Here is a 12,499-nt window from a genome sequence, read left to right on the forward strand (position 1 = left end):
CGGTCCCGGTCGTGCGGACGGCGGCGAGGAATGTCAAAAGGGCCTTCCACTCTAGAACGGACGCCGAAGTCCGCGGGTTGCAAAGTGTTGCCGCTTTGTAACAAAGTAAAGTGTTTGAAATGTTGTGCGCCGTATCGGGATTAACCCTAGATAATCGGCTCCGGGTTCGCGCCTTGGTATTTTTACGAACCCCTGTCAACGGGTCTTCGTTTCAAACGTTCTATGCCTGTCGCGTCGCCGACGCTCCTTGAGCAGCGCGGGTTCGACGCCGCCAGCAGGCCGAATCGTCCGAATGTCGGATGAAATGCGTCCAGCCAGGATCGCCGGCAGGCTGCTGACCCAATGCTTGGTTTATTGCCGATTTTTTAGGAGTTACGCATGCGAATCGCCCAAATCGCTCCGTTGCACGAAGCGGTTCCCCCGAAGCTGTATGGTGGTACCGAGCGAGTGGTGTCCTACCTGACCGAAGCGCTCGTCGAGATGGGGCATGACGTCACGCTCTTCGCGAGCGGCGATTCGCAAACCTCCGCGAAGCTCGAAGCCTGCTGGCCGCAGGCGCTGCGCCTCGACCCGACGATCCGCGACGTGATGGCCCCGCACATGCTGCTGCTCGAGCAGGTGCGCCGCCGCGCGGAAGAGTTCGATGTCCTGCACTGCCACATCGACTACTACCCGTTCTCGCTGTTCTCGCGCCAGCCGGTCCCGCATCTGACGACGATGCACGGCCGTCTCGACCTGCCGGAGCTGCAGCCGATCTTCAACGCATTCAGCGACGTGCCGGTCGTGTCGATCTCCGACAACCAGCGCATCCCGCTGCCGCAGGCGAACTGGCTGTCGACCGTCTACCACGGCCTGCCGGAAAACCTGCTGACGCCGATCCCGAACGTGAAGCCGAGCTACCTCGCGTTCCTCGGCCGCATCTCGCCGGAGAAGCGCGTCGACACGGCGATCCGCATCGCCGAGCAGGCCGGCCTGCCGATCAAGATCGCCGCGAAGCTCGACAAGGCCGACCGCGCGTACTACGAAGAGAAGATCAAGCCGCTGTTCGCGCTGCCGCACGTCGAGTACATCGGTGAAATCAGCGAAGCCGAGAAGACCGAGTTCCTGGGCAACGCGCACGCGCTACTGTTCCCGATCGACTGGCCGGAGCCGTTCGGCCTGGTGATGATCGAGGCGATGGCCTGCGGCACGCCGGTGATCGCGTTCAAGCGCGGCTCGGTGCCGGAAGTGATCGAGAACGGCGTGTCGGGCTTCGTCGTCGAAGACGAGCTGTCGGCCGTCGCGGCGCTCAAGCGCCTGGACACGCTGCCGCGCGAGAAGGTCCGCGCCGCGTTCGAAGCGCGCTTCTCGTCGAAGGTGATGGCGCAGAACTACGTGAAGGGCTACGAAGAGCTGCTGCGCCAGAAGCGCCGCACCGTGCTGCGCGAAGTCAACGCAGGCTGAATCCGGCCGGCCGCCTCGCGGCGGCCGGCTTCACGGCGACGCCCCGTCCGGGTTTTCCGGCGGGGCGTCGTCGCATTCGCGGCGCCGATGGCCAATGTGTTGTATTCTCGCCGCGCCCGGCGGCCGCGACGGGCCGGAACGCGCCCGCGCACGCCTGCTGTTCGTCTGTCCAGCCGGTAATGTCCCTATAATGGCCGTGCCGTAAAATCCGGCCCCGCAGATCATCGAGAGGAGAGCAGTCTTGGCGAGAACGAAACCCACGCGCGCAGCCCCGGCCCCCGGCGCCGGCGTGATCTTCGCGTTGCGCGCGATCGGTCTCGTGCTGCTCGCCCGGTGGCTGTTCTCGATGTCGCAGATGGGCTATCGCGAGTCGTTGTCGGCGATGGCGTCGTCGCCATGGGCATTCGTCTACCTGGTGCTGATCTTCCTGCTGCTCGCGTTGCCGGGCGCGGTCGCGCGCGCCGAGCGCCCGTTCCATCCGCTGCCGCAATGGCTGCGCCAGGCGCTCCGCTTCTTCGCGCTGATCGGTTTCCTGTTCGCCGTCTGGTCGATCGGCGTCTACGTGTGGGCGGCCGGCTGGCGCCGGGCGATGCATGCGGTGACCGCGACCAACGGCTGGCTCGTCGCCGCGCCGGCGCTGTACGCGGCCGTCGTCTGGATCTGCCGGCCGCGGCCGCTGTGGCGCACCAACGTCGCCGCGCGGCGGTTCGCGGTCGGCCGTTACGCGATCTCCCTCGATACGCTGACCCGCACCGTGATCGTCTGGATGGAAAGCCGCAAGGTCGGCCAATACGACGCGCGCGAGCTGTCGGTGCGCTGGCCCGGCCACTCCGGCTCGGCGAGCCGCCAGGTTCAGGGCGACCCGCCACAGGATTGCGCGCCGCCCGTCGCGCTGCCCCGCGGCAGCTGGTTCCAGCGGCCGAAGGTCGAGCTGCTGTGGGATTCGCCGGCGGCCGTCGGTCATAACCGGCAGATCGTGATGCGCGCGCCGCTCGCGACCGAGGGCGACCGCGTCGCGGTGCTCGCGCTCGACGCGGCGCTCAAGCAGATCGTCTGATATGTCCGGCGCGGTGCGCCGCGTCATTGCGTCGGCGCGGGCGACAATGCCAGCCCGCGCTTGAGCCGTCGCCGCAGGCCCGCCCGCCGCTCAGCGCGCGAGGCAGGGGCGCTTGTTGTCGAACGTCCACCCCGGAATCAGGTACTGCATCGCCGCCGCATCGTCGCGCGCGCCGAGGCCGTGCTGCTTGTAAAGCGCGTGCGCGGCCGCGACCGCATCCATGTCGAGCTCGACGCCGAGGCCCGGCCGCTGCGGCACGTCCACCAGCCCGTTCTCGATCTTCAGCGGCTCGCGCGTGAGCTGCTCGCCGTCCTGCCAGATCCAGTGCGTGTCGATCGCCGTGACCTTGCCGGGCGCGGCGGCCGCGACGTGCGTGAACATCGCGAGCGACACGTCGAAGTGGTTGTTCGAGTGCGAACCCCACGTCAGGCCCCAGTCGCGGCACATCTGCGCGACGCGCACCGAGCCCTGCATCGTCCAGAAATGCGGATCGGCGAGCGGGATGTCGACCGCATGCAGCTGCACCGCGTGGCCCATCTGCCGCCAGTCGGTCGCGATCATGTTGGTCGCCGTCGGCAGCCCCGTCGCGCGGCGGAATTCCGCCATCACTTCGCGTCCCGAGTAGCCGTTCTCCGCGCCGCACGGGTCTTCCGCGTACGCCAGCACGTGGTGGAGGTCGCGGCACAGCCGCACGGCTTCGTCGAGCGACCACGCGCCGTTCGGATCGAGCGTCACGCGCGCGCCGGGGAAGCGCTCGGCCAGCGCGGTCACGGCCTCGATCTCGCGCGCGCCTTCGAAAACGCCGCCTTTCAGCTTGAAGTCGTTGAAGCCGTAGCGCGCATGCGCGGCCTCGGCGAGCCGCACGACGGCCTCCGGCGTCAGCGCGGGCTCGTTGCGAACGCGCGTCCAGTCGTCGGTCGCGCCGCTGCTGTCGCGGTAGGGCAGCGCAGTCCGCGTGCGGTCGCCGACGTAGAACAGGTAGCCGAGCATTTCGACTTGCTCGCGCTGCTGGCCTTCGCCGAGCAGCGCGGCGACGGGCACGCCGAGGTGCTGGCCGAGCAGGTCGAGCAGCGCGGCTTCGAGCGCGGTGACCGCATGGATCGTCGTGCGCAGGTCGAAGGTCTGCAGCCCGCGGCCGCCCGCGTCGCGGTCCGCGAAGCGGCGGCGCACGTCATTGAGCACCGCGTGGTAGTTGCCGACCGGCTGGCCGACGACGAGCGCGCGCGCGTCGTCGAGCGTGCGCCGGATGCTTTCGCCGCCCGGCACTTCGCCGACGCCGGTGCGTCCCGCGCTGTCCGTCAGGATCACGAGGTTGCGGGTAAAGAACGGGCCGTGCGCGCCGCTCAGGTTGAGCAGCATGCTGTCGTGGCCGGCAACCGGGATCGCTTGCAGGTCGACGATGCGCGGCGTGTCGTGTCGGGGCGGGGAAGTGGCGGCGTTCATGGGCGGCGATGGTAAATGGGTGGGGGCGCCGCGTCCCGCAAAAGCTTTGCCGGGTGCGGCAGGAGGTGCGATCATTCGACAACCGACGTGCGCGGAACGGCAACGACCGCGGCATTGGCATTGGAGCGATGAATCCACGATAGCGGTGCGAATCGTCCGATGCCAGCGTGGGTCGACAGGAGGCAGCAGATCGAGCAATCATCAGTCGTCGGATGACTTGTGACGCAGTATAATGAATCGACGGCTTTCGCTCAAACCCCGCGTAAACCCTCGGCTTACCGATACGATATTCAAAAAGGAACCGGCCCATGTCCGTGCCTACGCTTCCCGCAGCGCCGCGTCGTCGCGCGCGCAGCCTCGCACAAGATGTCGTCGACGCGCTGACCGCGCAGATCGAAAACGGCACGCTGCGTCCCGGCGACAAGCTGCCGACCGAAACCGAAGTGATGGCGACGCAGGGCGTGAGCCGCACGGTCGTGCGCGAGGCGATCTCGCGGATGCAGGCGAGCGGCCTGGTCGAGACGCGTCACGGCATCGGCAGCTTCGTGCTCGAGCCTTCGCGCCGCCAGGCGCTCGGCATCGATCCCGCAACGATCACGACGCTGCGCGACGTGCTCGCGGTGCTCGAGCTGCGCATCAGCCTCGAGAGCGAGTGTGCGAGCCTCGCCGCGCAGCGGGCGAACGACGCGGACCTCGCGGCGCTGCGGCGCGCGCTCGACGCGATCGCGTCGGGCTCGGGCGGCGGCCGCGACACCGCGCAGCTCGACTACCAGTTCCACCTGCAGATCGCGCAATCGACCGGCAACCGGTATTTCGTCGACATCATGACGCAGCTCGGCGCGTCGATCATCCCGCGCACGCGGGTGAATTCCGCGCGCTTCGCGGGCGACGACCTGGAGCGCTACGTGGCGCGGCTGAACCACGAGCACGAGGACATCTACGAGGCGATCGCGCGCCACGACCCGGAAGCGGCGCGCGCCGCGATGCGCACGCACCTGACCAACAGCCGGGAGCGGCTGCGCCGCGCGCACGAGGCGGCCGAAGCGGGGCGGGACGCGCACGCCGAGTAGGCCGCCGGTCCGCCGGCGCGCGCCGTCAGGGCTCGGCGCGGCGGCGGTTCTGCCAAATATCAGTCATCGTATGATTGCATCGCGCATCACACCGGATGACCACGCCCGCGCCGCCGACGCAAGGCCGGCGCGGGCGTTCCGCGCTCAACCGCCCTTCGTTACGATCGTCTTCCAGGCGCCGCTCTTCACCTGGTAAAGCGTCGACATGCCGCTCTTCAGCGAGCCGTCGTTCGCAAACGAGATGCGACCGGTGATCCCCTCGAAGTCGATCTTCTTGAGCGCCGGCCGATAGACCTTCGGATCGGTCGAGCCGGCCGCCTGCATCGCCTTGATCGCGGCCCAGGTCGCGTCGTAGCCGAACTGCGCGTACGACAGCACGTCGACCCCGAAGCGCTTTCTGAAGCGCTGCTCGAAATCCTTCCCTTGCGGCAGCTCGTCGAGCGGACGGCCGTACTCCCACGCCATCGCGCCTTCCGCGGCGGGGCCGGCGATCTTGATGAACTCGTTGTCCTTCACGCCGCCGCCGCCGACGAACTGCGCGTTCAGCCCGAGCTGGCGCATCTGCTTGATGAAGTTCGCGGCGAGCGAGTCGAGGCCGCCGAAGAAGATCAGGTCGGGGTTCTTGCCTTTCAGGCTCGTGATCTGCGCGCGGAAGTCGACCGCCTGGTTGCTCGTGAATTCGCGCGCGACGATCGCGCCGCCGGCTGCCTTCACCGCCTTCTCGAATTCGTCCGCTTCGCCCTGGCCGAACGCGGTGCGGTCGTCGACGATCGCGATGCGCTTCGCCTTCGTCACGTCGACCGCGTACCGGCCCGCGTTGCCGGCGTTCTGGCCGTCGGTCGCGATCACCATGAACATGTTGGCGAGCCCGCGCGACGTGAGCGTCGGGTTGGTCGCGGCCGGGTCGATCACGGGGATGCCGGCCTTGTCGTAGACGACCGACGCCGGAATCGTCGTGCCCGAGTTGAAGTGGCCGACCACGACCGACACGTTCTGGTCGACGAGGCTTTGCGCGGCCTGCACGCCGATCCGCGGGTCGGCCTGGTCGTCCTGCACGACGAGATCGAAGCGCGCCGGCTTGCCGGCGATCTGGATCTTCTGCGCGGCGGCGTCGTCGAGCGCGAGCTGGACGCCGTTCTGCAGATCCTTGCCGTAGCCGGCGTTGACGCCGGTGAGCGGCGCGGCGAAGCCGACCTTGATGTCGGTGTCGCCGGCCGCCTGCGCGGCCTGGTGCGAGAGGACGGCAAGCGCGGTGGCGAGCGAGAGGGACAGCAGCGATGGGCGGAATTTCATAGTCATTCCTTGGACGGCGAGACACGAGAACGCGCGCAACGGCGCGCGCGGGCGACGCTTCTGCGGGCACGACCGAAGGCAGGCCCGAGCGTCTGACGACGAGTTATAGGGGGCCAAATTGGACGAGTCTTGTCGATTCGACGCACGAAACGTGCGGATTTCCGCACAGCGTCGGTGCGACAAGGGAAAGCGGCGATGAGGGAATTCCCGCGCCGGGCGGCGGCGGGGCGGGCGCGGCAGCAGATGCCGCGCCCGCAGCGGTGGGAAGGGGGCGCCGGCCGCATCGAACGGCCGGCGCAGGGTGACGGCGTCGGCGCTGGCGTTACTCGGCGGTTACTCGGCGGCCCCGACCGCGGCCTCGACCGCGTCGTCGGCGGCGGACGCCGATGCCGGCTCGGTGCGGATCAGCGGATCGCTCGTGCTCGGGCGGCCCGTCTCGACGTGGCCGGCGAAGCGGCGCACGAAGCCGAGCGGCTTGCCGTCGCTGACGGTCAGGTCGTACCAGCCGTGGCTGCCGCGCAGGTCCCAGTAGTCGTCGACGCGCGCGCCGGGCGCCAGGTCGAACACGCGCGGATGCGCGTGGCCGTAGGCGCTCGTCACCTTGAGGCGCACCGCCCGGTGGCCGCGGTTCATCAGGCGCAGCGTGATGTTGCCGTTCGCGACGTCGTAGCCGTAGATCACTTCCGGATTGACGCTCGCCGGCCCGACCGCCGGTGCGGCGGGAGTGCGGAAGTGGCAGTAGAAACCGTTCGGGCCGTACACGTCGAGGTCGTACAGGCCGAGCGACGGCGCGGGGCTCCACGTGTCGGAGAGGCGCTTGCCGGCTTCCACCGTGTAGGTCCACGGGCCGTCGACGCGATTGCGCGCCTGGACCTGGAACGCCGCGCCCGCGCGGCCGGTGTTCGCGAAGGTCAGCCGGAACTGGCCGCTCGCGTTGTCGATCCGGCCGTATGCAAACAGCTCGTAGGGCAGCGCGCGCGCCGGCCGCAGGCCGGCCTCCTGCTTCGGCAGCTTCTGCGCGAGCGGCGGGATCGGGATGTAGTCGGGATGGCGGTTGCGATCGGGCGGCGCGTAGCCGCTCGTGTCCGGCAGTTGCGGCCAGCTCGCGTCGGTCGACGCGAAGTCGAACGCGGACGTCAGGTCGCCGCACACCGTGCGCCGCCACGGCGACACGTTGCCGGCCGTCACCGCGTACTGCGCGCCGAAGCGCGCCTCGATGAATTGCAGCAGCGACGTGTGATCGAACGTCTGCGAGCAGACCCAGCCGCCTTTCGTCCACGGCGACACGACGAGCATCGGCACGCGCGGGCCGAGGCCGTACGGGCCGGCCATGTGCGACGCGTCGCCGGGGAACGCCTCGTTGGTGGTCGCGACCGTCGACAGCCCGTTCTCGCGCGACTGCGGCGCGAACGGCGGCGGCACGTGGTCGAAGAAGCCGTCGTTCTCGTCGTAGGTGATGAAGAGCGCGGTCTTGCTCCACATGTCCGGGTTCGACACGAGCGTCTTCAGCACCTGCTCGATGTACCACGCGCCGTAGTTGGCCGGCCAGTTCGGGTGCTCCGAATACGCTTCCGGCGCGCAGATCCACGACACCTGCGGCAGCGTGCCGTTCTTCACGTCCTGCTGCAGCACGTCGAACAGCGTGCCGCCCGCGCTGATGTTGGTGCCGGTGCGCGCCTTCTCGTACAGCGGCGAGCCGGGCTGCGCGGTGCGGTACTGGTTGAAGTAGAGCAGCGCGTTGTCGCCGTAGTTGCCGATGTACGGGTTCTGCGTCCAGCCCCACGAGCCGTTCGCGTCGAGGCCCGTGCCGACGTCCTGGTAGATCTTCCACGACACGCCGGCCTGCTCGAGCACTTCCGGATAGGTGCTCCAGCCGTAGCCCTTCTCCTCGTTGCCGAGCACCGGGCCGCCGCCGACGCCGTCGTTGCCGACGTAGCCCGTCCACATGTAGTAGCGGTTCGGGTCGGTCGAGCTCGGGATCGCGCAGTGGTACGCGTCGCAGATCGTGAACGCGTCGGCGAGCTGGTAGTGGAACGGGATGTCGTCGCGCTTCAGGTACGCCATCGTCGTCGTGCCCTTGTTCGGCACCCACTGGTCGTAGCGGCCCTTGTTCCACGCGGCGTGCATGTCCTGCCAGCCGTGCGGCAGGTCCTGCAGGAACTGCATCCCGAGCTTGTCGGCGCGCGGATGGAACGGCAGCAGCTCCGCGAGGCCGACCGGCTGGTGAAACACCGACTTGCCGTTCGCGAGGCGCAGCGGGCGCGGATCGCCGAAGCCGCGCACGCCGCGCAGCGTGCCGAAGTAATGGTCGAACGAGCGGTTCTCCTGCATCAGGATCACGATGTGCTCGATGTCGCGGATCGTGCCGGTGCGGCGGTTCGCGGGAATCGCGAGCGCGTCGCGGATCACGGGCGGGAAGAGGTTCAGCGCGGTAGCGCCGGCGGTGCCGGCGGCGACGCGCAGGAAGTCACGACGGGTCGATCGGGTCATGGTCGGTATCGTGCGGAAAAGGTGGGCGCCGGATGGCGGGGAGTGATGCAAGCGTGCTGCCCCGGCGCGCGAATGCGGGAGCGTGCCGGGCCGTGCCGCCGCGAGCATAGCGGCGAAACGGTGTCATTCATGTGAAGCGGTGGAAACGTTTGCGCGCTCGGGCCGGGCGGCGGGGCGGGATGGCGTGCCGACGGGCGCGGCGTCGCGGCCGGTGTATCGGGACGAACTGCGGGACGAACCGCGGAACGAATCGCGGTGCGGACCGGCGACGGGCGATGCGCGTCGGGCGTCGTCACGCGGCGCGCGCCGTCAGACGTCCGTGACCCACGCGCCGAACCACTCGCTCGGGCTCGCGATTTCGTCCTGCGCGGCGATCAGTTCCAGCTCGTAGCGGCGCGCGTCATAGGTGGCCTTGACGACCGCGTGCACGGCCGCGAGCGTATGTTCGAACGCCGCGCGCACCGAATCGCCGCGCAGCCGCCGCGCGACGAAGACCGCGCTCGTCAGGTCGCCGACGCCGACCGGATGGCGCGGAAACGCATACAGCGGGCGCTGGCCGATCCAGGCCTCGGTGGCGGTGACGGCCAGCATGTTGAAGCGGTCGGCCGGGCTGTTTCGGTCGTGCAGGTGCTTGACGAGCACGATCTGCGGGCCGCGGCGGATCAGTGCGCGGCACGCGTCGACCGCTTCGGCGACGGTCTCGATGCGCCGGCCCGCCAGCTTCTGCAGTTCGGTGTGGTTCGGCGCCATGCCGTCCGCGAGCGCGGGCACCTCGTGGACGATGAACTCCTCGACGCCCGGCTCCGGGCGAATGCCGCCCGTCTGGCCCATCGCCGGATCGCAGAAGTACCATGCGTTCGGATTCGTCGCCTTCACCGCGCGCACGATCTCGACCGTCGCGCGGGCCTGCGCGGGCGAGCCGAGGAACCCGGAGAGCACCGCGTCGCAGCGCTTGAGCGCGCCGATCGCGGCGATGCCGTCGACGAGCTGCTCCATCTTCGCGGCGTCGATCGCGCTGCCCGCCCAGTGGCCGTACTGCATGTGATTCGACAGCTGGACGGTGTTGAGCGGCCAGACGTTGACGCCGAGGCGCTGCATCGGAAACACGGCCGCGCTGTTGCCGGCGTGGCCGTAGATCACGTGAGACTGAATGCTGAGGACGTTTTTCATGGGAATTCGCCTGCACGCGGGCCAGGTTCACGTCACACGATACCCGAGTTCGTCGTGGGCGAGAAAGCCGCCCGGCAACGGAGTGTTGCGCGCCGTCGTCAACGCGACCCGCGTAGAATCGCGGGGCGCGGCGCCGTCCGGTGATCCGCGTGCGTCTCCACTCATCGTGTTCGCCATGGTTTCGATTTGCAAGATGTTGTCCGCCGCCCGCACCGCCATGCTCGGCGCCGGCCTCGCCGCCGCGTGCGCGGCGTCGGTCGCGGCGCCGGCGCCGGCGCCCGCCGGCAACGACGGGCCCGCGTACGGCGCGCGGCTCGAAGGCTTCACGTATCCGGAGCCGCTGCACCGCTATTCGTTCGTGTCGCAGCGCGAGACCGTCGAGATGGTGTACATGGACGTGCAGCCCGCGCATCCGAACGGGCGCACGGTCGTGCTGCTGCACGGGAAGAATTTCTGCGCGGCGACCTGGGAGGAGACGATCACGGTGCTGAGCCATGCGGGCTATCGCGTGATCGCGCCCGACCAGATCGGCTTCTGCAAGTCGTCGAAGCCCGAGCGCTACCAGTACAGCTTCCAGCAGCTCGCGCGCAACACGCATGCGCTGCTCGAATCGATCGGCGTGAAGTCGGCGACGCTCGTCGGCCACTCGACAGGCGGCATGCTCGCGATGCGCTACGCGCTGATGTATCCGAAGGCGACCGAGCAGCTCGTGCTCGTCAACCCGATCGGGCTGGAAGACTGGAAGGCGCTCGGCGTGCCGCCGCTGTCGGTCGACTACTGGTACGCGCGCGAGCTGAAGACGAGCGCCGACGGCATCCGCCGCTACGAGCAGGCGACGTACTACGCGGGCAAGTGGTCGCCGTCCTACGAGCGCTGGGTGCAGATGCTCGCGGGGATGTACCGCGGGCCGGGCCGCGACGCGGTCGCATGGAATTCCGCGCTGCTCTACGACATGATCTTCACGCAGCCGGTGGTCTACGAGCTGGGCGCGATCCGCGTGCCGACCCTGCTGATGATCGGCGACAAGGACACCACCGCGATCGGCAAGGACGTCGCGCCGCCCGACGTCCACGCGAAGCTCGGGCGCTATCCCGAACTCGCGAAGCGCGCGCAGGCGGCGATTCCCGGCGCGCAGCTCGTCGAGTTCGCGGCGCTCGGCCACGCGCCGCAGATCCAGGATCCGGACGCGTTCCACAAGGCGCTGCTCGACGGGCTCGCGCAGGCGCATCCGCAGTGACGGGGGCCGCCCCGCGGCGCGACGGCAGGCGTGCTGCCTGACGTGCTGCGCTAGCGCGCCTCGCTCGCGAGCTCGTCGCGAATCTGCGCGGCGAGCTCGAACGAGCGCAGCCGCGCCGCGTGATCGTGGATCTGCGCGGTGATGATCAGCTCGTCCGCGCCGGTCTGCGCGATCCGCTCGCGCAGCCTGTCGCGCACGGTGTCGCGCGAGCCGACCGCGGCGAACGACAGCGAATGCGCGACGCTCGCCAGCTCCAGCTCGGTCGCCTCGAGCACGTCGACGGGCGGCGGCAGCTTGCCCGGCGTGCCGCGCCGCAGGTTCAGGAACTGCTGCTGCAGCGACGTGAACAGGCGGCGCGCCTCGTCGTCGGTTTGCGCCGCGAACACGTTCACCCCGACCATCGCATACGGTTTCGGCCACGCGGCCGACGGCCGGTATTGCGCGCGATAGACCTCGAGCGCGCGCATCAGGTAGTCCGGCGCGAAGTGCGACGCGAACGCGAACGGCAGGCCGAGCATCGCGGCGAGCTGCGCGCTGAACAGGCTCGAGCCGAGCAGCCAGACCGGCACGTCGAGCCCCGCGCCGGGCACCGCGCGCACGCGTTGGCCCGCCGCCGGCTCGGCGAAGTAGCGCAGCAGCTCGGCCACGTCGTCGGGGAACGCGTCGGCGCTGCCGAGCAGGTCGCGGCGCAGCGCGCGCGACGTGGTCTGGTCGGTGCCGGGCGCGCGGCCGAGGCCGAGATCGATCCGGCCCGGATACAGCGACGCGAGCGTGCCGAACTGCTCGGCGATCACGAGCGGCGAATGGTTCGGCAGCATGATGCCGCCCGAGCCGACGCGGATCGTCCGCGTGCCGCCGGCGACGTGGCCGATCACGACGGCGGTCGCCGCGCTCGCGATGCCGGGCATGTTGTGGTGCTCGGCGAGCCAGTAGCGGTGGTAGCCCCAGCGCTCGGCGTGCTGCGCGAGGTCGAGGGTGTTGCGGAACGCCTGCGCGGCGTCGGCGCCGGCCGGAATGGGGGCGAGATCGAGTACGGAAAACGGAATCATCGGATGGGCCTTCGAACGTGAGGGCGCGCGGTGATGCGCGCACGCAACAGATGCGGAAGATTTTGCCAAAGGGTTCCGGATCGCGCTGGCGACGCGCCGATATCCCTGCGGGCATCAGGGGCGGCCGGGCGGTGCGCACCGATTGTTTCCGCAATCAACGTAATCATCGAAAAATTACGAAATTTTACGGAGATTGGATGCGAATTTGTGCGTAGACACAAAAAACCACGAAAGGCCAAGATTTAAA

At 69.1% G+C, this 12,499-nt stretch carries 9 protein-coding genes; 4 read left to right on the forward strand and 5 right to left on the reverse strand.

The annotated features are described in order from the left end of the window. Positions 1–378: 378 nt before the first annotated feature. Together KY49_RS04350 and KY49_RS04355 are read left to right on the forward strand one after the other, a co-directional pair. Positions 379–1,443: a glycosyltransferase family 4 protein gene (locus KY49_RS04350; RefSeq protein WP_010091870.1), complete on the forward strand. Its 1,065-nt coding sequence runs from the start codon at positions 379–381 to the stop codon at positions 1,441–1,443. 241 nt (positions 1,444–1,684) lie between these two features. Continuing rightward, positions 1,685–2,500: a hypothetical protein gene (locus KY49_RS04355; RefSeq protein ID WP_042583500.1), complete on the forward strand. Its 816-nt coding sequence runs from the start codon at positions 1,685–1,687 to the stop codon at positions 2,498–2,500. A gap of 90 nt (positions 2,501–2,590) precedes the next feature. Here the strand turns inward: KY49_RS04355 and gudD are convergent, their stop codons facing one another. Continuing rightward, positions 2,591–3,943 carry a glucarate dehydratase gene (gene gudD, locus KY49_RS04360; RefSeq protein ID WP_042583501.1) on the reverse strand — a complete coding sequence of 451 codons (1,353 nt, stop codon included), beginning with the start codon at positions 3,941–3,943 and terminating at the stop codon, positions 2,591–2,593. Positions 3,944–4,251: 308 nt separating this feature from the next. Between gudD and KY49_RS04365 the strand changes: the two genes are divergently transcribed. Beyond that, entirely contained in the window at positions 4,252–5,013 is a 762-nt protein-coding gene (locus KY49_RS04365) for a FadR/GntR family transcriptional regulator (protein WP_042583502.1), read from the forward strand. A 144-nt stretch (positions 5,014–5,157) separates the two neighbouring features. On the opposite strand, the gene KY49_RS04370 is transcribed toward KY49_RS04365, so the two are convergent. The 3 genes from KY49_RS04370 to pdxY all read right to left on the reverse strand — a co-directional run bounded on the left by KY49_RS04370 (position 5,158) and on the right by pdxY (position 9,966). Continuing rightward, positions 5,158–6,306 (reverse strand): branched-chain amino acid ABC transporter substrate-binding protein, encoded by a 1,149-nt coding sequence (locus KY49_RS04370; protein ID WP_042583503.1) that lies wholly within the window; start codon positions 6,304–6,306, stop codon positions 5,158–5,160. Between the two features lie 333 nt (positions 6,307–6,639). Further along, entirely contained in the window at positions 6,640–8,796 is a 2,157-nt protein-coding gene (locus KY49_RS04375) for a phosphocholine-specific phospholipase C (RefSeq protein ID WP_042583504.1), read from the reverse strand. Positions 8,797–9,105: 309 nt separating this feature from the next. Beyond that, positions 9,106–9,966, reverse strand: coding sequence for a pyridoxal kinase PdxY (pdxY, locus tag KY49_RS04380; RefSeq protein ID WP_010091876.1), 861 nt, complete (start codon positions 9,964–9,966; stop codon positions 9,106–9,108). Between the two features lie 175 nt (positions 9,967–10,141). Here pdxY and KY49_RS04385 point away from each other — a divergent pair, with 175 nt between their 5' ends. Next, positions 10,142–11,203: an alpha/beta fold hydrolase gene (locus KY49_RS04385; RefSeq protein ID WP_042583505.1), complete on the forward strand. Its 1,062-nt coding sequence runs from the start codon at positions 10,142–10,144 to the stop codon at positions 11,201–11,203. Between the two features lie 50 nt (positions 11,204–11,253). On the opposite strand, the gene KY49_RS04390 is transcribed toward KY49_RS04385, so the two are convergent. Beyond that, a complete protein-coding gene (locus KY49_RS04390) occupies positions 11,254–12,252 on the reverse strand; it encodes an LLM class flavin-dependent oxidoreductase (RefSeq protein ID WP_042583506.1) in 999 nt (332 codons plus the stop codon). Between the last annotated feature and the right edge of the window lie 247 nt (positions 12,253–12,499).

The sequence above is a fragment of the Burkholderia sp. MSHR3999 genome, assembly GCF_000833595.1.
Lineage (GTDB): Bacteria > Pseudomonadota > Gammaproteobacteria > Burkholderiales > Burkholderiaceae > Burkholderia > Burkholderia ubonensis.